The organism is Pseudomonas sp. HB05 (genome assembly GCF_016756915.1).
GTDB lineage: Bacteria > Pseudomonadota > Gammaproteobacteria > Pseudomonadales > Pseudomonadaceae > Aquipseudomonas > Aquipseudomonas alvandae.
Genome location: NZ_JAESPG010000006.1, coordinates 126,492 through 147,449, shown reverse-complemented (window position 1 = coordinate 147,449; position 20,958 = coordinate 126,492). Strand labels below are relative to the sequence as shown.

Sequence of the window (20,958 nt, the reverse complement as noted above, 5' to 3'; positions counted from 1 at the left end):
GCGCTCAGGCGTCCTGATCCTGCCGTTTGCATTCATCGAGGGGACAACTGCTGCAATAGCCTACGCCGGGAAGGCGGTAGCGAATGCAGCAGATCCGCCGCAGGCGCTGGGGCTCGTCTTCGCCGACGTCGTGATAGCGCACGGGGGCGAACAGCGGGTTGCGCCGGCCATCGGGACGCAGGCGGGCGCTGAGGATTTCCCGGGCGGGCAGGGTGCTGTCGGAGTTGGCCAGGGGATGCAGGTCGATCCGCGTGGTGACGAACTCGAAGGTGTTGCCGGCGTTGCTCCAGAACAAGCGGGGCGAAGCGCGGCTGACGCTGGCCAGCGTGTCGATGACCGGTTCCAGGTGCTGCTCGATCAGCGTACGGAACCGTTCGAAGGCCGAGCATTCCGGCAGGGGTTGCCCGGCGTCGCGCAGATGCAAGGCGTGTGGCCTGGCGTCGTCGCCAAGTTCCAACCCGACGTCGTCCAGGGCGAGCGGCAGATCCCGTTGCAGCAGCAGATTGGCGGCCATCACCGGCGCGAGGAAGGTGCTGAAATACCACTTGGACCACAGCGACACCAGGGCCAGGCGTTCATCGGTCTTGTAGCGCGCCAGCAGTTCGTCGACGAACGCACTGAACGTCTCGGGCTGGAAGAACAGGTCCGCCGACAGGTCGGTTTGCGGATGGCTGCGCAGTTGCAGCTTCTCTTCGAAGGCAGCGAGCGGCCCGGTGAACAGCGGAGCAAGGCTGGGAATCATTGACTCATCCGTGACCGCGAATTGAGAGGGGTTATCGTTCAGAGGGGGCGAAGTATAAACAGCGCACCAGCGTCTTGCGACTGTTCGCCGACCCTGAAATATACGAGCCATGTAAGTTTTTTAAAATATTAATGAGAATCGCTACCATTAGTATTGTATCGTAGCGATCTTTCCCGTCATGCCAGTCAAGGAGCAAGCAATGAGTTTGGATAGCCCGGATACGCGGTTTCTGGTTGTCGTCAACGAAGAGGAGCAGTACTCGATCTGGCCGGACTACCGCAGCGTGCCCGAGGGCTGGCGCACCGTGGACATGCAGGGCAGCAAGGAAGAGTGCCTGGCCTACATCGAAAAGGTCTGGACCGACATGCGCCCGCTGAGCCTGCGCCAGGCCATGCAGGCACAAGGACAGGGCTGATCGCCCAAGACCGCGTTCTCATTTCAGGGAGTCAAAATGGAAAGTGTCCAGCCCCGTTCATCCTCCAGCGCCACCTTCACGCTGGAGCAGTTCCGCCACCAGGCGCCTCGCGAACTGAATACCAATCCGTACCTGCAACGCCAGGCGGCCCGGGAATCGAATGCGCGTTCCTATCCGCGACGTATCCCATTGGCCCTGCAGGAAGCCCATGGTCTTTATGTGCGCGACACCCAGGGTCAATTGTTCATGGATTGTCTCGCCGGCGCGGGCACCTTGGCGCTGGGCCATAACCACCCGGTGGCCATTGCGGCCATGCGCCAGACGCTCGATTCCGGCTTGCCCTTGCACACCCTGGACCTGACGACGCCGGTCAAGGATCGCTTCGTCGAGGACCTGTTCAACGCCTTGCCGGAGAACTTCGCCCGTCACGCGCGCATCCAGTTCTGCGGCCCGACCGGTGCCGATGGCATCGAGGCGGCGCTGAAGCTGGCGCGGATCGCCACCGGGCGCAAGCCGATCCTGACGTTCTCCGGCGGCTACCATGGCATGACCCTGGGCACGTTGAGCCTGATGGGCAACCTGGGGCCGAAACAGGCGCTGGGCTCGCTGATGGCCGACGTGCAGTTCCTGCCATACCCGTATGACTACCGTTGCCCGTTCGGCATCGGCGGTGAAGCCGGCATCGATGCCGGGCTGCACTTCATCGAACAGCTGTTGAGCGACCCGGAGTCGGGCGTGTTGCCCCCGGCGGCGGTGGTCGTGGAAGTGGTGCAGGGCGAGGGCGGGGTGATCCCGGCGCCGGTACGCTGGCTGCAAGGCTTGCGTCAGTTGACGCGCAAATATGGCGTGGCGCTGATCATCGACGAAGTGCAGACCGGCCTGGGTCGAACCGGCAAGCTTTTCGCTTTCCAGCATGCCGACATTGAGCCGGACATCCTGGTGCTTTCCAAAGCCATCGGCGGCGGCCTGCCGCTGGCCGTGATGGTCTACCGCGAAGAGCTGGACACTTGGAAACCCGGTTCCCATGCCGGCACGTTCCGTGGCAACCAGATGGCGATGGCCGCGGGTGCCGCGACGTTGCGCCATATCATCAGCGAGAACCTGCCAGGGCACGCCGAGGTCATGGGGCAGCGCCTGATGGAGCAACTGCGCCAGTTGCAGGGCGAATACCCTTGCCTGGGCCAGGTGCGCGGCCGCGGGTTGATGGTGGGCGTGGAAGTGGTCAGCGACACGCCGAGCGACAGCCGCGTTCCCGCTGCGGACACCGCATTGGCCCAGGCCATCCAGCGTCAATGCCTGCGCCTGGGTGTCATCCTGGAACTGGGCGGGCGTCACGGCGCCGTGGTGCGATTCCTGCCGCCGCTGATTATCCAGGCCGAAGAAATCGATGTGCTGGTCGAACTGTTCCGCGTGGCATTGAACAATGCCCTCGCCGAGACCAAGGGCAGGGCGTTGCACATCGCTTGATCCACTGCTGTTCATCAAGGCAGTCGACCAACCCGTGGCGAGGGAGCTTGCTCCCGCTCGGTTGCGTAGCAACCGTAGGATTTTTAGGGCTGCTGCGCAGCCCAGCGGGAGCAAGCTCCCTCGCCACCCATCGTCTTGCCATCTGAACAACATCACCGTATCGAGGTTGCTACTTGTAACGCTGCTCGAACACCGCCAGTTGTTCAGGCTTGATCAACTGGAAGGGCACCCACACCTCGGATTCCACCGGCTCGCCCTTGATCATCTTGAGGGCGGCCTGCACTGCGCTGGTCGCCTGGGCCTTGGGGTCCTGGAACACCGAGGCGACCAGCATTCCGCGCTTGATCGCCGCGAGGCCGTCCGGCAAACCGTCGATGCCGACAATCGCAACCTCACCCTTGGCCTTGCCGGACTGTTGCAACGCCATGGCCGCACCGATGGCCATCTCGTCATTGTTGGCGACGATGGCATCGAAACGGCTGCCGGCGAGCAGCCAGTTGCTGGTCAGGTCCATGCCTTTGTTGCGCTGCCACTCGGCACTCTGTTGCTCGACCACCTTGATGTCGGGAAAGTCCTTGAGCACCTGCTTGACCCCTTCGGTGCGGTCATGGGTGGCGTTTTGCGCGAGGTCGCCCATGATGATCGCGAGGTTGCCCTTGCCCCCCAGTTTTTCGGCGAGGTAACGCATCTGCAGTTGGCCGGCCTCGATGTCATTGGACGCCACCGTGACCACGCCTTTGGGCAGCGTACGTTCGTCGGGGTGACGGTTGACGTAGACCAGCGGCGTCTTCGCCTCGACCGCGGCGCGGGTGATATTGGCGGTGGCGGAGGTGTCCACCGGCAGGACGATGACCGCGTCCACTTTCTGGTTGATGAAGCCCTGGACCTGGTTGAGCTGGCGAACCACATCGCCCTGGGCGTCCTCGAACTGGATCTGGACGCCGTCCTTCTTGGCGGCCTCGTCGAGGCCGTTACGCACGTAGGTCATGAAGTTATCGTCGACCCTGGCGATGCTGACGCCGATGCGATAGTCGGCGGCGGCCCATTGGCTGAAGATCAGGAGCAGCGTGGCGAACAGCAGTGTGCAACGACGCATGATGGTTTTCCTTTTGTTGTTATGAAGTGAACGTCATCAAGAATTTTCCTGCACGGACCTCACCCATCCAGCGTAAAGGCCTGCCTGAAGCGCTCAAGCGCGACTTCGCTGTCCCCACTGGCCCAGCCTTCGAGGCCGACCACACCGCTGTATCCCATGCCGAACAAAGCCTTGGCAACGGCGGGGTAATGAATTTCACCGGTGCCCGGTTCCATGCGGCCAGGCACATCGGCGACCTGGATCTCGCCGATGGCGGCGCCGGCGCGCTGGATCAGCTCGATCAGGTTTCCTTCGCCAATCTGCGCGTGATAAAGGTCCAGGTTCATCTTTAAGTGCGGGCTGCCCACGGCCTCGATCAGCGCCAACGTGTCGTCGGCGCGGGCGAAAGGCGTGCCGGGGTGGTCAACTTCAGTGTTGAGGTTTTCCAGCAGGAACACCCGACCGGCGTCTTCCCCCAGGCGGGCGATTTTTTCCAGGGTCTTGCAGGCGCTCAGCCACATGCGGCCGGTGGCCTGGGCGACGGGCTTGACCGGCAGACCCTGGTCACCCAGGCCGGTGCCGTGCAGGTTCAGGCTCGGGCACCCCAATTGTGCCGCGACGGCCAAGGATTCCCGGGCGCTTTCGAGCAATTGCCGGATGTCCTCGGGGTCGGTCAGGTTGCCTGCGATGTAGCCGGTCATCGACGTGAAGTCAGCGCCAGTGGCAGCGAGGGCCTGGATGTCCTTGGTCGTCCAGTTCCAGATCTCGACGCTGAAACCCAGCGCATGGATGCGTTTGACGCGTTCGACAAAGGGCAGGTCGAGGAACACCATCTCGGCGCTGACCGCGAGCTTGAACGGTATGAAACTCATGAAAGTGCTCCTTGCACACGCACCGCCTTGCCTTGTTGGAACGACTCGATGCAGGCGCGGGCGATCGCCAGCGCGGCCCGGGCGTCTTCACCGCTGGCGAGGGGCTTTTCACCGCTGCGCACGCAATCGACGAAGTGGTTGAGCTCGGCCACGTAGGCGTCACGCAGCAAGTCGGTGTCCATGCGCTGGGTATCGGCCTGGACGCCATTGGCCAGGTAACGCAGTAAATCGGAGTCGTTGACGCTGCCCATGGTCAGCATGCCGGCGCTGCCGAACACTTCGCCACGGACGTCGTAGCCGTACACCGCCTGGAAGTTCGCCTCGGCCGTGGCGATGGCGCCGTTGTCGAATCGAATCGTGACCACTGCCGTGTCGAGGAACCCTTTGTGTTTGAAATCCGGCGCAATCAACGCGTCGGCCATGACAAACACCTCGACCGCTTCAGCACCCGGATTGAGATAACGCAAGGTGTCGAAATCGTGGATCAACGTTTCCAGGAAAATCACCCATTGCGGCGAGGCAGCGGGATTGTTCAGCGCCGGATCGCGGGTCAGCGAGCGTAGCAATTGTGGCGTGCCGATCCGGCCAGCGACCACGTCCAGGTGGGCCGTGCGGAAGCTCTTGGCGAAGCGCCGGTTGAAACCCACTTGCAGCGTCACCCTCGCATCGGCAGCGGCGGCAATGGCGCGATCGGCTTCCTCCAGGGTAATGGCCATGGGTTTTTCGCAGAACACGCTTTTGCCGGCCTGCGCCGCGCTGATTACCAGTTCGGCGTGGCTGCGGGCGGGGGCGGCGATCAGCACGGCGTCGATGTCAGGGTCGTCCAGCAACTGCTTCGGATCGGTGTAGACCTTCTGCACGCCCAGTTCCGTCGCCAGGCGTGCGGCCTGGCCCGGCGTAGGGTCGGCAATGACGGCAAGGCATGCGCCGGGGATGTATCGAGCGGCGGTCAGGCCGTGAAAGCTGCCCATGCGACCCGCACCGATAAGGCCGAGGCGGAGGGTGTTTGATGTACTCATGAATGACTCCCTTTTATTGTTGTTCGCGACTCGTTGTCGGTACAAGGTAGGGAGCAAGCGCTGTGCCAGTTTCTAACTGGCTGAAACCTATGAGTTTTATTGGTAATTGATGCGCAGGGGTGTTCATTTGAATGACATGTCTATACTGACATGTCGAAAATATGAACATAGAGCCCGCCATGAACACACAGCCGATGGCCTTGAACGTTGAAGACCGTGACTACCTGACCGCCCTTGGCCCCGCGTCGTTGAATGGCGGATCAAGCCCGGCGCTGGATAAGGCCTGGCGCGCCTGCTTGAAGGGCGTCACCGAGCGTCCCGCGGGTGTCAGGCAGGTGATCTGGAACTCCTGGCGGCGCAGCGTCGATGCCGGCCTCGATCCGGAGGACGGCGAGTACCGTTTCGTCGCGCCCGCTGAGTTGGCCGAGACGTTGGCGGCGAATCGACTGTTGATTGCCGCGGCGGCGCAGGTCATGCGCGGCTTGCTTGCCTACAACCCCAACGGGCATATCAACCTGACGGATGCCGAAGGCACCACCTTGTACTTCTGCGGCTTGGACCTCACGCCCATCGGCAGTCGGTTGCTGGAGACGGTACAAGGCACCAACTGCACCGGACTGGCGCTGGTTGAAGACCGTCTGGTGTATGTGCTGGCTGGCGAGAACTTCGGCGTCGGCCTGCGCCAGCGGCATATGCATTGCGCCGCCGCGCCGATCCGCGACGCCCACGGTCGGACCCTGGCGATGTTGACCTTGACCGCCGAACCCGGCTGGTTTCACTTCCACACCTTGGGCACCGTCCAGGCCGCGGCCGAAGCCGTCGCCCGGCAAATGACGCTGCATGCGTTGCTGGAAGAACAGCAAACGGTCCTGGAAGTGCTCAACGAAGGCTTGGTGGTGTTGGACGAAAACGGCGACATCAAGGCCCTCAACCATTACGCCCGGCAGTTGTTTCGTGTCGACCCTGCCTGGCTGGGCAAGCCGTTCCAGAGCCTGGGGCAGACCGAACTGAGCGGTGAAATCCTGCGCAGCACCGGGGAAGGGGTGCGGGACCTGGACTGCACGTTCGAGCTGCACGATCGAAGCCACCTCGCCTGCCTGGTGTCGGTCTGTCCGCTGGAGCAGGGCGGTCGCGTTGTTTCGTTGCGCGAGAACCGGCGCATCCGCGAAATCACCCGCCGCATCATCGGCACCCAGGCCAGCTACACCTTCGAAACCATCCAGGGCCATTCACGCGCTATCCAGGACGCGTTGCACCTGGGCCGAATCGCCAGCCGCAGCGACTCGACCACGCTGATTCTCGGTGAGAGCGGCACTGGCAAGGAGCTGTTCGCCCAAGCCATCCACAATGCCAGCGAGCGTCGCGGCGGGCCTTTCGTCGCAGTGAATTGCGGCGCCATTCCCCGCGACCTGGTGCAGAGCGAACTGTTCGGCCACGTCGAAGGCGCGTTCACCGGATCGGCGCGCGGCGGCTCGGCGGGCAAGTTCGAACTGGCGGACGGCGGGACGATTTTCCTCGACGAGATCGGTGACATGTCCTTCGATGCGCAAGTCAGCTTGCTACGCGTCCTGCAGGAAGGCGAAATCACCCGCGTGGGGGCGAAGAAATCGTTGCGGGTCAACGTCCGCATCATTGCCGCGACCCACCGCAACCTGAGCCAGGCCGTGGCCGAAGGCGCCTTTCGCGAGGACCTTTACTACCGACTCAACGTGCTGGGCCTGACGGTGCCGCCCCTGCGGATGCGCCTTGAAGATGTGCCGATGCTGGCACGGCATTTTCTCGCGCGTTGCGCCCGGTCGCTGAGGAAACCCATGCGTGACCTGTCAGCCGAGGCGCTGGAACGCTTGGGCGCGTACCACTGGCCGGGCAATGTCCGCGAACTGGAAAACGTCATCGAGCGCGCGACCAACCTGGCCGCCACCGAGCTGATCCAGGCGACCGATCTTGCACTGGACATCAGGCAGGGAGGCCAGCCGTTGGCGCGGCATTCCGCTCCCGCGCCACGAGCGGCCGTGGATCTTGGCACCCATGAAATGAACGCGATCATCGCCGCCCTCAGGGACACGCGAGGCAATATCCGCCTGGCCGCCCGACAGTTGAACGTGTCCCGTGGCGGTTTGTACAACAAGATGAGCCGATTCGGGCTCAAGGTCGAAGCGTTCCGTTCGGGATTGGACTGATCCGAAATAGGCTGATTCAGCCTCGACCTCGTTCGCGACCCAACGCCACCAGGCAACCGCCCAGCAACAACGCGGCACCCGCCACCAGCAAGGGCGTGGGTCGCCGCGCCGGCTTGCGCCAACCGCCTTCGACACGTCGCTGGCCGCTGGGTGGGGCGAACAGGTTGCCCGAGGACGTGTCCGATGCCGGGCTGCGGTTCAGTCCCCAGCGCGTCAGCCAGCCCGAGAGTTGCGGGAAACCCGGCAGCAGAAAGTGTGCGGCTCTCGCCAGTACCGCCGCACTGCCGACGGTGGTGGTGGGCTTGGGGTTGAGGGCACAACTGACCATTGCCTCGGCGACGCGATGCGGGTCGTACACCGGTGGTGGTGGCTTGAGCGCATGGCCGGTGAAATTGGCGCCATCGCGAAAGCCCGGCGTATCCATGACGGCGGGATAGATGTCACAAACGTGAATGTCCCGGTATTCCCCCAGCTCACCGCGCAAGGCTTCGGACAAACCGCGCAGTCCGTACTTGCTCGCCGAATACGCAGCGGCATAAGGCTGGGCGACCCAACTGCCCAACGACAGCGTGTTGATCAGGATGCCGCGTTTTTGCTTCTTGAAATACGGCCAGGCCACGTAGGCGCCACGCAGGTAACCGAGCAAATCGGTTTGCAAGACCTGCTCATGGGCTTCCAGCGGCGTTTGCTCGAAATCGCCCACCGCGCCCACGCCGGCATTGTTGATCCAGATGTCGATGCGACCGTCACCGAACGTCGCGGCTTCGGCGGCCAGCGCCTGCATCTGCTCGCTGCTGGTGACATCGGTGCACACCGCAAGCGCGCGGGCTCCCTCTGCCTGACATTCCGCGACGACCTCATCGAGCGCCGCACGGTCGCGCGCCGCCAGGACCAGGCGCGCCCGCTGCCGGGCGAACGCTTGCGCGGTGGCGCGGCCGATGCCGCTGGAGGCGCCGGTGATGACCACGAGTTTTTCGGCCAAGGGAGACGACTTGGATTGTCCGGAGGGGCCTGCGCCGACCGCAGGCCGGTCGATTTCGGGCTGCAACGGCGTCAGCTGCAGGCGCACACCGTCAGCCATGACCAGCGTCAGGTCCTCGATGGTGCCGGCGACCCTGTTGGGGTACACCGGTTCGCCCTCGGGATCGAGTTGGTCGTAGATAAATGTCTGGCCTTCCAGCCAACCCACCGCCGTGTTCAGTTCAGGGCCCAGGTAATACTTTCCATCGAGGAAGAAGCCGGGGAAATGCGGCGCACGCTCGACGCTTTCGACGGCGTAGCGCTCGCCCGTCCTCATGCCGGTTGCCGGGGAAATCATGATCAATACCTCCGCTCTGTTGGTTCTGCGATAGAGAGCGGGGGTGAAACCGGGGTTCCATCGAAGTGAGGAAAGGAAATCCGAGTGAACCGAGGTTCGTTCCCGTCAGTCACTTTTTCAGGAAGTCACCCCATCAAGGAGCCTGAGATGCGTTCTGTTTATCTCGCCAGCCTGTCCTTCACCGCGCTGCTCTGCGTCGCGTGTTCAAGCCAACCGCCTGCGACCTGGAGTTACGAGGACGCGCGAAGTCGCACCCCGGTGCCGCCCGACCAGGCATACCCCGAGCTGTTTGAAGCGGTACAAGGGCAACAGCTTTTTACCGACCAGAAGCATTTCGTCGACGCGCTGCCCAAGCGCGACCCCTCGCAGATCCGCGCGGATTACCTGGCCCGCCGGGGCAGCGCTGACTTCGATCTCGACGCCTTCGTAAAGGACAACTTCATCGAATCCGGCCAGGCGGAAAGTCCGACGCCGAAGCCCGGCGCGCCGATCGACGAGCACATCGATAACCTCTGGCCGGTGCTCAGCCGAACCTACACGCAAGTCCCGCAGTACAGCAGCCTGCTGCCCTTGCCGCAGCCGTACGTGGTGCCCGGCGGACGTTTTCGCGAGATGTATTACTGGGACTCGTATTTCACCATGCTGGGGCTGGAGCAAAGCGGTGACAGGGCGCAGGTCCGCCAGATGACGGACAATTTCGCCTATATGATCGACACCTACGGGCACATTCCCAACGGCAATCGCAGCTATTACCTGAGTCGATCGCAGCCGCCATTCTTCGCCTACATGGTGGAGTTGCAGGCGCACATCGAAGGCGAGCAGGCCTACGGGCGCTACCTTGGGCAACTGCAAAAGGAATACGCCTACTGGATGGAAGGGGCGCAGACCCTCAAGCCGGGCGAGGCTGGGCGCCATGTCGTCAAGCTTGCCGACGGCAGCGTGCTCAACCGTTATTGGGACGCCAGCCCGACGCCTCGCCAGGAGTCGTGGTTGCAGGACGTCAAGACCGCTGAACAGGCAGCCGACCGACCCAGAGACGAAGTCTGGCGCGACTTGCGTGCCGGTGCCGAAAGCGGCTGGGATTTCAGTTCCCGTTGGTTGGGGAATGGCAAGGACCTGGCGACCATCCGCACGACGTCCATCGCGCCGGTGGACCTGAACAGCCTGATGTATCACCTGGAGCGCACCATCGCCAAGGCCTGTGAAACCGTAGAGAACGTCGCGTGCGTCAACGCCTATGGGCAGCGCGCCGAGCAGCGTCAACGCGCTATCGAGACGCACCTGTGGAACGCCGACGGCGGTTACTACGTGGACTACGATTGGCAGCAGAACCGCCAGCGCCCGGCGCTCACCGCAGCGACGCTATTCCCGCTCTATACCGGCCTGGCTTCCAGCGAACGGGCCAACCGTACCGCCGACGCCGTGCGCAAGGGCTTGCTGCGTCCGGGCGGCATCGCCACCACCCAGGTCAATAACGGCCAGCAGTGGGACGAACCCAATGGCTGGGCGCCTCTGCAATGGGTCGCCGTCGAGGGATTGGAGCGCTACGGCCAAACGGATCTGGCCCGGGAAATTGGCCGCCGCTTCCTGCAACAGGTCCAGGCGCTCTATCGCAAGGAAGACAAGCTGGTGGAGAAATACGACGTGTCCGGACAAGGCAGCGGCGGAGGCGGCGGTGAATATGAATTGCAGGACGGCTTCGGCTGGACGAACGGGGTAACGCTGAAACTGCTCGGTAAATACGGCGGTTGAGCCGTGCCGGTTCGGTGCTATTCTTCGCGAAATCCGTGAAGAATAGCGCCGAGATTGGATCAATGAACACGAATCGTCACCAGTTCCCCTCGCCGGAAGACTTGAAGGTCTTTGTGACCGTCATTCGGAAAAACGGCTTTGCCAACGCCGCAGAGGCGCTGGGGTATTCCCCGGCCTATGTCAGCAAGCGCATTGCTGTCCTGGAGTCGACGTTGTCCACGCGGTTACTGCATCGCACGACCCGGCGCATTGCCTTGACCGGCGACGGCGAGCGTGTGTGGATCTGGGCCGAAAGGCTGCTGGGGGATTTCGAAGAGTTCGTCGGCGAAATCGCCAACGCACGTCATCAACCCACCGGCTCGCTGAACATCTGCAGCAGTTTCGGTTTCGGCCGCAATCATGTCGCGCCGGCCATCGGCAAGCTGTCACAGACGTACCCTGGCCTCGACATCCGCCTGGATGTGTTTGACCGCGTCGTTGATATCGTTGGCGAGGGCTTCGACCTGGAAATCCGCGTGGGCGATGACCTGCCGGGCCAGCACCTGGGCCGCAAGCTGGTGAGCAATCGGCGCGTGCTCTGCGCGGCTCCCGAATATTTGCAACGACGCGGCACGCCGCAGTCGCTGGAAGACCTCAAGGGCCATGATTGCCTGGTGCTCAAGGAGCGCGACAACGCCTTCGGTATCTGGACGTTGAGCAAGAACGGGCGGGAGGAGACGGTGCGCGTCGGTGGCCCGTTGTCTTCCAACAATGGTGAGATTGTCCTGGAATGGGCGTTGAGCGGCGGCGGCATCATGCTGCGCTCGATGTGGGACGCCGGGCCCCTGCTTGAACAGGGGCGATTGGTTCAGGTGCTGCCGGCGTATTCGCAAAGTGCCAATGTCTGGGCGGTGTATCCGACCCGGCTCAGCCAGTCGGCGAAGCTGCGGGTGTGTGTCGAGTTTCTTGAGACGTATTTTCGGGATCTGTCGGCTGGGTAGGGGTAGAGGCGACAGCGAAACCGCCATCGCGAGCAAGCTCGCTCCCACATTGAATTTATGGCAGACCACGCGTTGCAGGGGCACCGCAACCCCTGTGGGAGCGAGCTTGCTCGCGAAAGCGGTCTGTCAGCCAACTTCAATGTTGGATATGCCGGCCTCTTCGCGAGCAGGCTCGCTCCCACAGTCTTCCTTGCGCTACAGCCAGGGATTCTCCGCCAGGTGCCTGCTTTCGAAGCGGCGTATCTGCTCCGCTCGTTGAAGCGTCGTGCCAATGGCATCCAGCCCGAGCAGCAAGGATTGCTTGCGCAGTTCATCGATCTCGAAGGCAATCACCTCGCCACCGGACAACCTGATCTGTTGCGCTGGCAGATCGACGCTGATGCTGGCGGTTTCGGCGCGGCTGACCGTTTGTGTGATTTTCCTGAGCTGCGCTTCAGGCAGTTGAATCAGCAACACCCCGTTGCGCTGGCAATTGTCGTAGAAGATCCCCGCAAAGCTGCTGCCGATGAGCGCCCGAATGCCGATTTGCTTCAGGCCCCACACCGCGTGTTCCCGGCTTGAGCCGCAGCCGAAATTCTCACCCACCACCAGGAACGTTGCACCGCGCCAGCCAGGTTTGTTGAGGACGAATTCAGGGTTGGGAACGCCAGGCTCCAGCCACATCAAGTCAAAGAACACGCCACGGTCCAGCCCGTTGCGGTCGATGCCCTTGAGGAACTGCTTGGGCATGATCACGTCGGTGTCGATGTTGGCGGCCAGCAGCGGCGCGGCGGTGCCGCGTACGATGGTGAAAGGTTGCATGCTTCAGGCCTCCGGCAACAGTGGACGAACGTCGGTCAAGTGACCGGCAATCGCGGCGGCGGCCACCATGGCCGGGCTCATCAAGTGGGTGCGCGCGCCTGCGCCCTGGCGTCCTTCGAAGTTGCGATTGGTACTGGAGGCACAGCGATCTCCAGGCGCGAGAACGTCATCGTTCATCGCCAGGCACATCGAACAGCCGGATTGGCGCCATTCGAAACCGGCGTCGCGGAATATCGCCGCCAGGCCTTCCTCTTCGGCCTGCTCACGGACCAAGGTCGAGCCGGGCACGATCATCGCCCGCACATGGGCGGCAACGTGCTTGCCCTGTACGACCCATGCCGCATCGCGCAAATCTTCGATCCGCGCATTGGTGCACGAGCCGATGAAGGCATGGTTGATCACCACGTCGGCGAGCGGCATGCCTGGCTCAAGGCCCATATAATCGAGCGCGCGCTGCAGGCCTTGGCGCAGGATCAGGTCGGGTTCTGTCGAAGGGTCAGGTACACGACTGCCAATCGCTGCAGCCTGATCAGGGCTGGTGCCCCAGGTGACCATGGGCTCCAGCGCATCAACATCGAGCGTCACTTCCCGGTCGAAGACTGCACCTGCATCGCTGTGCAGCGCTCGCCATTTGGTCACGGCCCGTTCCCACAGCTCGCCACGGGGGGCGCGGGGTTTGCTTTGCAGATAGTCAAACACCTTGTCATCCGGCGCCATGAACGCGCCCCTCGCGCCGGCTTCAACGGCCATGTTGCAAATGGTCATGCGGGCTTCGACACTCAGGGCGGTGATCGCCGGGCCGGTGAACTCGATCGCATAACCGGTGGCGCCCGAGGCACCGATTCTTTCAATCAGCGCCATGATGATGTCCTTGGCGGTGACGCCTGCCCCGAGCGTGCCGTTGACCGTGACGCGCAAGGTTTTCAGGCGCTTGTAGACCAGCGTCTGCGTCGCCAGTAAATGCTCGATTTCAGACGTGCCGATGCCGAAGCCAAAAGCCCCCAGCGCACCGTAGGTGGTGGTGTGGCTGTCGCCCGCGGCCACCACCATGCCCGGCAGGATGAAACCCTGCTCAGGGGCGACGACATGCTCGATGCCCTGGCGTTTGTCCAGCACATCGAACAGCTCGATGCCGAAGTCGCGACAGTTCTCCGCAAAGTACGACACCTGCCGGGCGCCGCCGGCATCCGGCATGGCTGCGATGCGCTGGGGCGACGTCGGGTTGACGTGATCGACCACCGCCAGCGTCGCGCTCGGCCGCCACACGCTGCGGCCGGTTTCACGCAGGCCGCTGAAGGCTTGAGGGCTGGTGTATTCGTTGGCGACCTGGCGGTCGATGTACAGCAGCACGTGGCCCTGGTCATCCAGCGAGCATACGGTATGGCTGTCGATGTGCTTCTGATAAAGCGTTCGGGGGCTGTTCATGCAGGCTCTTCTTCATTCCTGGCGGGTCTGCACACAGCATATTGACTGCCGCCGTCGCATCAAGCGCACGGGAGTGAAGGCGTTGCACACGGATTGTGATCAATCATGACGGGCGAGCGGGGCGGCCCTTCCATGGCCGCCCGAACCGGCGTGGATCAGCGTCGGGCGGTGCGGGTGCTGACGTCCACCCACACCGCCAGGACCAGGATGCTGCCCTTGACGATCATCTGCCAGTAGCTGTCGACATCGAGCATCGACATGCCGTTGTCCAGGCTGGTGATGACCAGCGCCCCCAGCAGCGCGCCATAGACCGTGCCCGAGCCACCGCGCATGGACGTGCCGCCGATGAAGCAGGCGGCGATGGCGTCCAGTTCGCCCATATTGCCGGCCGAGGGCGAACCGGCTGCCAGGCGCGCGGTGTTGACCATGCCGGCGAGGGCGCACATCACGCCCATGATGCCGAAGATCCACAGTTTCACCGCCTGCACGTTGATCCCGGACAGGCGCGTGGCCTCCATGTTGCTGCCCACGGAGTAGACGCGCCGGCCGAACACGGTCTGGCTGGTCACGTAGCTGAACACCCCCAGCAGGACCAGCAGGAGCAGCACCGGAACCGGAATCCCGTCATAGCTGTTGAGCGTGTAGACGAACCCGGCCAACACCGCGCCGATCAACACCACCCGCACCACGTCACGCACCAGCGAATGAGCTGCCAGGCCGTGGAGGGCGCGATTGCGGCGCTGTTTCCAGGTCAGGAACAGCGTCAGCGCGAACAGCAACACGCCCAGGCCGGTGCCGACCGCGTGAGGTAGATAACCCTGGCCCACATACACCAGCTCCGGCGACACCGGGGCGATGGTCGTGCCGCCAGTGATGCCCAGCAGGATCCCGCGAAACGCCAGCATGCCGCCCAGGCCGACGATGAAGGAGGGGATGCGCAGGTAGGCGGTCATATAGCCGTTGGCCAGGCCGATCATCAGTCCACACAGGACGACCAGGCTCAGGTTTGCCAGCAGCGGAATGTGATAGACCACATCCAGTATCGCCGCCAGCCCCCCCAGCAAACCGAGCAATGAACCCACCGACAAATCGATCTCGCCGCTGATGATCACCAGCACCATGCCGCAGGCAAGAATGCCGGTGATGGACATCTGCCGTAGCAGGTTGGAGAGGTTGCGCGGGGTCAGGAAGCCGCCCTCGGTCTGCCAACTGAAGAACAGCCAGATAACCGCCACGGCGATCACCAGGGCGAGCATTTTGTAGCGGGTGAAGACTTGTTTGACCTGATTCATCTACGCGGACTTCCGATCATTGTTGTTATTGCTTTCGGGATGGCTGAGCGCGGCGGCAAGCACCTGTTCCTGGGTCAGTTCCTGATTGATGAAATCGCCGCGCAGTTGCCCCTCGCCGATCACCAGCACGCGGTCGGACACCCCAAGCACTTCGGCCAGCTCCGAGGAGACCATGATGATCGACACGCCTTCGGCGGCCAGCGCGCCCATCAGCTTGTAGATCTCGTACTTGGCACCGACGTCCACACCTCGGGTGGGCTCGTCGAGAATCAGTACCCGGGGCTTGGTCAGGAGCATCTTCGCCAACACGGCTTTCTGCTGGTTGCCACCGGAAAGGCTGGTGATGGGCAGGAACGGGCTCGCGGTCTTGAGGTGCATGCGCGAGATTTCCCGGTCGATGCTACCCAGCTCGGCTTCTGCGTCGATGCGGGTCATCCTCGAGAAATTTTCCAGCACCGCCAGGGTGATGTTCTGGCCCACGCCGAGGTCCGGGATGATGCCTTGGCGCTTGCGATCTTCGGGGACCATGCACAGGCCGGCGCGGATCGACTTGAGCGGCGTGCTGGTGTCGATAAGCTGCCCGTCCAGCCAGACTTCGCCCTCATGGCGGCCGGGGTAGGCGCCGAACAGCGCTGACACGAGCTCAGTGCGGCCGGCGCCGACCAACCCGGCGATGCCGAGGATTTCGCCGCGCTTGAGCACGAACGAAATGTCATCGACCCGTTTGCGCCTGGGGTTGTCGACGTCGTAGCAGGTGACGTGGCGCGCCTCGAAGATTACCTCGCCGATTTCATGGGGTTCGGTGGGGTAGAGGTTGCTCATTTCCCGCCCGACCATTTGCGTGATGATCTTCGGAATGTCCATGTCGGCCATGGCCGTGGTCGCGATGTGTTTGCCGTCGCGGATCACTGAAATGGTGTCGCACACGACAGCCACTTCATCGAGCTTGTGGGAGATGTAGACACACGCCACGCCCTTGGCCTTGAGGTCGCGGATGATGTCCAGCAGCACTTCGATTTCCGAGCGGGTCAGGGCCGAGGAGGGCTCGTCGAGGATCAGCAGGCGCGCCTGCTTGTTCAAGGCCTTGGCGATCTCCACCAGTTGCTGGTAGCCGCCGCCGTACTGCGAGACCGGCAGCGAGACGTTCATGTCCGGCACCTTGAGTTCGCGCATCAGGGCTTCGGCGCGGTGGATCATCGCCGGGTAGTTCATGCGGCCGCCGGGCAATGTCAGTTCGTGGCCCATGAAGATGTTCTCGGCCACGGACAGGTCGGGGACCAGGGTCAGTTCCTGGTGGATGATCACGATGCCGGCGGCTTCGGTTTCGCTGATCGATTGCGCCTTCAGCGGCTGGCCGTCCCAGAGGATTTCGCCCTCCCAGGTGCCATAGGGATAGACCGCCGAGAGGACTTTCATCAAGGTGGATTTGCCGGCACCGTTCTCGCCGCACAGGCCGACGCACTCACCCGGCCTGACCTTGATGTCGATGCCGTTGAGGGCCTTGACACCGCCGAAGGTCTTGACGATGCCGTTCATTTGCAGCAGGTATTCGGACATGGCGAGGGCTCGTAAAAAAGGGGCTCCGGGCGTCACTGAACCTGTGGGAGCGAGCTTGCTCGCGATAGCGGCAGTACATCCAGCATTGATGCAAGCTGAACCACCGTCATCGCGAGCAAGCTCGCTCCCACAGTTTTTCACTTGATTGCCTGGTCAGGTCACTGCCCGGCGATCTGCGCCTTGGTGTAGAACCCGTCCTTTTCCAGCAGGTCGATGTTGTCCTTGGTCAGCGCAGTAGGCGTGAGCAGGATGGTGTCGACCTTTTTGTTGCCGTTGTCGTATTGGGAGCTGTAGGTGGGTTTCTCATTGCGCGCCAGTTGCACCGAGAGTTTGGCGGCCTCGGAGGCGATCAGTTTCAGCGGCTTGTAGACGGTCATGGTCTGGGTGCCGTCGATCACCCGCTTGACCGCCGCCAGGTCGGCGTCCTGCCCGGAGATCGGCACCTTGCCGGCCATCTTTTGCGCGGCCAGGGCCTGGATCGCGCCGCCGGCGGTGGCGTCGTTGGAGGCGACGATGCCATCGATCTTGTTGTTGTTCCGGGTCAGGGCGTTCTCCACGATGCTCAGGGCTTCGGTGGGGTTCCATTCCTTCACCCATTGCTGGCCGACAATCTTGATGTCGCCCTTGTCGATGGCCGGTTGCAGCACCTTCATCTGGCCTTCGCGCAGGATCTTCGCGTTGTTGTCGGTCGGTGCGCCGCCTAGCAGGAAATAGTTGCCCTTGGGCGCTGCCTTCAATACACCGCCGGCCTGCATCTCGCCGACTTTTTCGTTATCGAAGGAAATGTAGGCATCGATGTCGGCGTTGAGGATCAGCCGGTCATAGGAGACGACCTTGATCCCGGCTTTCTTGGCTTCGGCGACGGCGTTGGTCAGCACGGTGGCGTTGAACGGCACGATGACGATCACGTCGACGCCACGGGAAATCAGGTTTTCGATCTGGGAGATCTGCTTCTGCTCGTTGGCATCGGCGGATTGGACATAGACCTTGGCGTCGAGTTTTTCCGCCGCCGCGACAAAGTAGTCACGGTCCCGCGACCAGCGTTCCAGGCGCAGGTCATCGATGGAGAAACCGATTTTCGGGTGGGCGGCGTCGGCCATGACGGGAAGCGATAGCAGGGCGAGCGCGCCGGCGAGCAGGGTACGTTTGAATGTTTTCATGGTGGTGCGTCCTTTTATTGTTTTTTGAAAGACACTGCCTGACGATGAACGTGATGCCGGTAGAACTGTAGAGCGTTGCTTGGCGTTGCGGGCACAGATTTGTCGCGCGAATGTAACAGCCTTGCCGCGCCCGCAACGTTGTCCGCTGTCAGGAGTAAATGAAGCGGTTGACGACGTTTTCGAGCATCTCCTGGCGACCGCTGACGGCTTGCGGATTCAGGTCGTTGGTAAATGCGTGCTCGGCCAGGGTTTCGAGGCTGTAGTCACCTGCGAGCAGCGCCTTGCCAAACGGCTGCTGCCAGCCGGCGTAGCGCTGGTCCTTGAATTTCTGCAACTGATCGTCCTGCACCATGGCCGCCGCGCGTTCCAGGGAGAGCGCGAGCACGTCCATGGCTGCAACGTGGCCGTGGAACAGATCGACGCCGTCGACGCTTTGGCGACGGACCTTGGAATCGAAGTTGAAACCGCCGTTGCCGAAGCCCCCGGCCTTGAGGATTTCATAAGTGGCCAGGGTCATTTCCTCGACACTGTTGGGGAACTGATCGGTGTCCCAGCCGTTCTGCGGATCGCCCCGGTTGGCATCGATGCTGCCGAAGATTCCCAGGGAGACCGCGGTGGCGATTTCATGGTGGAAGCTGTGCCCGGCGAGCGTCGCGTGGTTGGCCTCGATGTTGACCTTGATCTCCTTCTCCAGGCCGAACTGCTGCAGGAAGCCGAACACCGTGGCGGTGTCGTAATCGTACTGATGCTTGGTCGGCTCCTGGGGCTTGGGCTCGATCAGCAGGTCGCCCTTGAAGCCGATCTTGTATTTGTGCTCGACCACCATGCGCATGAACCGGCCCAACTGTTCCCGCTCACGCTTGAGATCGGTATTGAGCAGGGTTTCATAACCTTCGCGACCGCCCCACAGCACATAATTCGAGCCCTTGAGACGCTGGGTGGCGTTCATGGCGCTGAACACCTGGGCGGCGGCGCAGGCGAAGACTTGCGGGTCCGGGTTGCTGGCGGCGCCGGCGGCGAAACGCGGGTTGCTGAAACAGTTGGCGGTGCCCCAGAGCAATTTGATCCCGGTCCGTTCCTGGTGGCCCTCAAGGTGATCGACCATCTGCGCGAAGTGGTTGCGGTATTCCTTCAGCGACTGGCCTTCCGGCGCGACATCGGTGTCGTGGAAGCAGTAGTAGTCAATGCCCAGCTTGGAGAAAAACTCGAACGCCGCCTCGGCCTTGCCGATCGCCAACTCCATCGGATCGCCGGCGTGCTGCCAGGGGCGCTTGAAGGTGCCGGCGCCAAACACATCGGACCCTGGCCAGACAAAGGTGTGCCAGTAGCAGACAGCCATGCGCAGGTGTTCGCGCATGGGTTTGCCGAGGATCAGCTTGTTGGCGTCGTAGTGGCGGAAAGCGAGCGGCGAATCGCTGCCTGGGCCCTCAAAGCGAATGGGCTGGACATCTGGAAAGTACGACATGGGCGGATTCCTTTTTATTCTTGGCGGTGTCCCGATACTAACGCCGGCCCTGGGCCTGCTGATTATGAAAATCACCAAGAGGCAGTTCGATTTTGAGTATTGAGATTCGCCGCTGGCGCGCCTAGGCTCTGTCCATCGGCCCAGGGTTCAAATAATGAAAATCGTCCCGCCCGTCCACCGCATCGCCCTGTTGTTCAACGGCAGCAAGATCTACGACCGCGGCATCATCAGCGGCATCGGCAACTACCTGAGCAGCACCCGCGCGTCCTGGGACTTGTTCCTCGAGGAAGATTTCCTCTGTCGGTTGAAGGGGATCGAGCGCTGGCAGGGCGACGGGATCATTGCCGATTTCGACGACCCGCTGATCGGCGAGGCGCTGGCCGGGATCAAGATGCCGGTGGTAGCCGTGGGCGGCTCGTACCAGGACGAGCGCGCCTATCCCAAGGGCATTCCCTATGTCGCCACGGACAACCATGCGCTGATCAAATTGGCCTACGAGCACCTGATCGAAGCCGGGTTGACGCGCTTCGCCTGCTTCAGCCTGCCGGAATCCCAAGCCAATCGCTGGGCCCAGGAACGGGAGAAGGCCTTTCGCCGATTGATGCAACGCGACGGCCTGCAAGCCGAGGTCTATCGCGGCATGGGCACCAGCGCGCCGCTGTGGGACAGCGCTGTCGAGCAGCAGATCGCCTGGCTGCAAAGCCTGCCCAAACCCATCGGCATCATCGCCGTCAGCGACGCGCGGGCCCGGCAGCTGCTGCAGGCCTGCCTGACCGCAGGCATTGCCGTGCCGGAGCAGGTGGCGTTGATCGGCATCGACAACGATCCACTGACCCGCAGCCTGACCCGAGTGCCGCTGAGCTCGGTGGTGCAGGGCACCGAAACCATGGGCCGGACCGCCGCGCGACTGCTCCATCAGATGCTGCATGGCATGCCATCCACGGGCACGCAGGTGCTGATTCCGCCGGAGGCGATCAACGTGCAGGCGTCGAGCTTGCACCAGCCGCTGGGCAATCCTTATGTCATGCAGGCCCTGTTGTTCATCCGCCAATACGCCTGCCAGGGCATCAAGACCGCCCAGGTGGCGGCGTATGTCGGCGTGTCGCGTTCATCCCTGGAAGCGCATTTTCGCAAGGTGCGCGGGTGCAGCGTTCACGACGAAATCCTGCGCTTCAAATTGGCTGCGGCGGCCAGTGGTCTGGAGAATACCGACTCAGCGATCGCCGACATCGCCCGCAATTGTGGCTTCAAGTCGGCGCAGTACCTGCACACGGTGTTTCGTCGGGAGTTCGGTTGTACGCCACGAGAATATCAGCAAGGCACGAATATGGCGGGCGAGTAGTACGAGGGGTTCTTGTGGCGAGGGAGCTTGCTCCCGCTGGGCCGCGAAGCGGCCCCTGAGCCAATCACTGCGGTGAGCCAGGCTGATCCCGACTGG

17 protein-coding genes are annotated in these 20,958 nt (G+C 62.7%); 6 read left to right on the top strand and 11 right to left on the bottom strand.

Translation table 11 applies throughout. The features are described from left to right. Positions 1 to 4: 4 nt before the first annotated feature. Complete coding sequence (gene fhuF, locus JMN22_RS08895) at positions 5 to 742, bottom strand: siderophore-iron reductase FhuF (protein ID WP_198796749.1); 738 nt, start codon at positions 740 to 742, stop codon at positions 5 to 7. Between the two features lie 199 nt (positions 743 to 941). Between fhuF and JMN22_RS08890 the strand changes: the two genes are divergently transcribed. Beyond that, a complete protein-coding gene (locus JMN22_RS08890) occupies positions 942 to 1,157 on the top strand; it encodes an MbtH family protein (RefSeq protein ID WP_030141558.1) in 216 nt (71 codons plus the stop codon). Positions 1,158 to 1,193: 36 nt separating this feature from the next. Continuing rightward, positions 1,194 to 2,624 (top strand): diaminobutyrate--2-oxoglutarate transaminase, encoded by a 1,431-nt coding sequence (locus JMN22_RS08885; protein ID WP_198796750.1) that lies wholly within the window; start codon positions 1,194 to 1,196, stop codon positions 2,622 to 2,624. A 169-nt stretch (positions 2,625 to 2,793) separates the two neighbouring features. Here the strand turns inward: JMN22_RS08885 and JMN22_RS08880 are convergent, their stop codons facing one another. The 3 genes from JMN22_RS08880 to JMN22_RS08870 are packed head-to-tail and all read right to left on the bottom strand — an operon-like array spanning position 2,794 to position 5,590. Next, on the bottom strand, positions 2,794 to 3,720 hold the full coding sequence (locus JMN22_RS08880) for a sugar ABC transporter substrate-binding protein (protein WP_030141556.1): 927 nt from the start codon (positions 3,718 to 3,720) through the stop codon (positions 2,794 to 2,796). A 59-nt stretch (positions 3,721 to 3,779) separates the two neighbouring features. After that, positions 3,780 to 4,571: a TIM barrel protein gene (locus JMN22_RS08875; protein ID WP_198796751.1), complete on the bottom strand. Its 792-nt coding sequence runs from the start codon at positions 4,569 to 4,571 to the stop codon at positions 3,780 to 3,782. Continuing rightward, positions 4,568 to 5,590 carry a Gfo/Idh/MocA family oxidoreductase gene (locus JMN22_RS08870; protein WP_198796752.1) on the bottom strand — a complete coding sequence of 341 codons (1,023 nt, stop codon included), beginning with the start codon at positions 5,588 to 5,590 and terminating at the stop codon, positions 4,568 to 4,570. The genes JMN22_RS08875 and JMN22_RS08870 overlap by 4 nt, the downstream gene beginning before the upstream one ends. A 179-nt stretch (positions 5,591 to 5,769) precedes the next feature. On the opposite strand from JMN22_RS08870, the gene JMN22_RS08865 reads away from it, so the two are divergent. Beyond that, on the top strand, positions 5,770 to 7,770 hold the full coding sequence (locus tag JMN22_RS08865; RefSeq protein WP_198796753.1) for a sigma-54-dependent Fis family transcriptional regulator: 2,001 nt from the start codon (positions 5,770 to 5,772) through the stop codon (positions 7,768 to 7,770). 16 nt (positions 7,771 to 7,786) lie between these two features. Here JMN22_RS08865 and JMN22_RS08860 read toward each other — a convergent pair whose 3' ends face one another. Further along, positions 7,787 to 9,088 carry an SDR family oxidoreductase gene (locus tag JMN22_RS08860; protein WP_198796754.1) on the bottom strand — a complete coding sequence of 434 codons (1,302 nt, stop codon included), beginning with the start codon at positions 9,086 to 9,088 and terminating at the stop codon, positions 7,787 to 7,789. Positions 9,089 to 9,235: 147 nt separating this feature from the next. Between JMN22_RS08860 and treA the strand changes: the two genes are divergently transcribed. After that, positions 9,236 to 10,840 (top strand): alpha,alpha-trehalase TreA, encoded by a 1,605-nt coding sequence (treA, locus tag JMN22_RS08855; protein ID WP_198796755.1) that lies wholly within the window; start codon positions 9,236 to 9,238, stop codon positions 10,838 to 10,840. Between the two features lie 62 nt (positions 10,841 to 10,902). Continuing rightward, on the top strand, positions 10,903 to 11,820 hold the full coding sequence (locus JMN22_RS08850; RefSeq protein WP_030141551.1) for a LysR substrate-binding domain-containing protein: 918 nt from the start codon (positions 10,903 to 10,905) through the stop codon (positions 11,818 to 11,820). Between the two features lie 195 nt (positions 11,821 to 12,015). On the opposite strand, the gene leuD is transcribed toward JMN22_RS08850, so the two are convergent. The 6 genes from leuD to xylA form a co-directional block, all read right to left on the bottom strand. Then, positions 12,016 to 12,621 carry a 3-isopropylmalate dehydratase small subunit gene (gene leuD / locus JMN22_RS08845; protein WP_198796756.1) on the bottom strand — a complete coding sequence of 202 codons (606 nt, stop codon included), beginning with the start codon at positions 12,619 to 12,621 and terminating at the stop codon, positions 12,016 to 12,018. A gap of 3 nt (positions 12,622 to 12,624) precedes the next feature. After that, positions 12,625 to 14,046, bottom strand: coding sequence for a 3-isopropylmalate dehydratase large subunit (gene leuC, locus JMN22_RS08840; RefSeq protein WP_198796757.1), 1,422 nt, complete (start codon positions 14,044 to 14,046; stop codon positions 12,625 to 12,627). 155 nt (positions 14,047 to 14,201) lie between these two features. After that, entirely contained in the window at positions 14,202 to 15,338 is a 1,137-nt protein-coding gene (locus JMN22_RS08835; protein WP_030140558.1) for a sugar ABC transporter permease, read from the bottom strand. Then, positions 15,339 to 16,895 (bottom strand): D-xylose ABC transporter ATP-binding protein, encoded by a 1,557-nt coding sequence (gene xylG, locus JMN22_RS08830; RefSeq protein WP_198796758.1) that lies wholly within the window; start codon positions 16,893 to 16,895, stop codon positions 15,339 to 15,341. A gap of 158 nt (positions 16,896 to 17,053) precedes the next feature. Continuing rightward, on the bottom strand, positions 17,054 to 18,055 hold the full coding sequence (xylF, locus tag JMN22_RS08825) for a D-xylose ABC transporter substrate-binding protein (RefSeq protein ID WP_030140560.1): 1,002 nt from the start codon (positions 18,053 to 18,055) through the stop codon (positions 17,054 to 17,056). 148 nt (positions 18,056 to 18,203) lie between these two features. After that, entirely contained in the window at positions 18,204 to 19,520 is a 1,317-nt protein-coding gene (xylA, locus tag JMN22_RS08820) for a xylose isomerase (RefSeq protein ID WP_198796759.1), read from the bottom strand. Positions 19,521 to 19,674: 154 nt separating this feature from the next. On the opposite strand from xylA, the gene JMN22_RS08815 reads away from it, so the two are divergent. Further along, positions 19,675 to 20,862, top strand: coding sequence for a XylR family transcriptional regulator (locus JMN22_RS08815; protein WP_030140562.1), 1,188 nt, complete (start codon positions 19,675 to 19,677; stop codon positions 20,860 to 20,862). The last annotated feature ends 96 nt before the right edge of the window (positions 20,863 to 20,958 follow it).

Bases quoted from the DNA above. Each gene is read 5' to 3' on its own strand.
- fhuF (WP_198796749.1), bottom strand. From the start codon at position 742: ATGATTCCCAGCCTTGCTCCGCTGTTCACCGGGCCGCTCGCTGCCTTC.
- JMN22_RS08890 (WP_030141558.1), top strand. From the start codon at position 942: ATGAGTTTGGATAGCCCGGATACGCGGTTTCTGGTTGTCGTCAACGAA.
- JMN22_RS08885 (WP_198796750.1), top strand. From the start codon at position 1,194: ATGGAAAGTGTCCAGCCCCGTTCATCCTCCAGCGCCACCTTCACGCTG.
- JMN22_RS08880 (WP_030141556.1), bottom strand. From the start codon at position 3,720: ATGCGTCGTTGCACACTGCTGTTCGCCACGCTGCTCCTGATCTTCAGC.
- JMN22_RS08875 (WP_198796751.1), bottom strand. From the start codon at position 4,571: ATGAGTTTCATACCGTTCAAGCTCGCGGTCAGCGCCGAGATGGTGTTC.
- JMN22_RS08870 (WP_198796752.1), bottom strand. From the start codon at position 5,590: ATGAGTACATCAAACACCCTCCGCCTCGGCCTTATCGGTGCGGGTCGC.
- JMN22_RS08865 (WP_198796753.1), top strand. From the start codon at position 5,770: ATGAACACACAGCCGATGGCCTTGAACGTTGAAGACCGTGACTACCTG.
- JMN22_RS08860 (WP_198796754.1), bottom strand. From the start codon at position 9,088: ATGATTTCCCCGGCAACCGGCATGAGGACGGGCGAGCGCTACGCCGTC.
- treA (WP_198796755.1), top strand. From the start codon at position 9,236: ATGCGTTCTGTTTATCTCGCCAGCCTGTCCTTCACCGCGCTGCTCTGC.
- JMN22_RS08850 (WP_030141551.1), top strand. From the start codon at position 10,903: ATGAACACGAATCGTCACCAGTTCCCCTCGCCGGAAGACTTGAAGGTC.
- leuD (WP_198796756.1), bottom strand. From the start codon at position 12,621: ATGCAACCTTTCACCATCGTACGCGGCACCGCCGCGCCGCTGCTGGCC.
- leuC (WP_198796757.1), bottom strand. From the start codon at position 14,046: ATGAACAGCCCCCGAACGCTTTATCAGAAGCACATCGACAGCCATACC.
- JMN22_RS08835 (WP_030140558.1), bottom strand. From the start codon at position 15,338: ATGAATCAGGTCAAACAAGTCTTCACCCGCTACAAAATGCTCGCCCTG.
- xylG (WP_198796758.1), bottom strand. From the start codon at position 16,895: ATGTCCGAATACCTGCTGCAAATGAACGGCATCGTCAAGACCTTCGGC.
- xylF (WP_030140560.1), bottom strand. From the start codon at position 18,055: ATGAAAACATTCAAACGTACCCTGCTCGCCGGCGCGCTCGCCCTGCTA.
- xylA (WP_198796759.1), bottom strand. From the start codon at position 19,520: ATGTCGTACTTTCCAGATGTCCAGCCCATTCGCTTTGAGGGCCCAGGC.
- JMN22_RS08815 (WP_030140562.1), top strand. From the start codon at position 19,675: ATGAAAATCGTCCCGCCCGTCCACCGCATCGCCCTGTTGTTCAACGGC.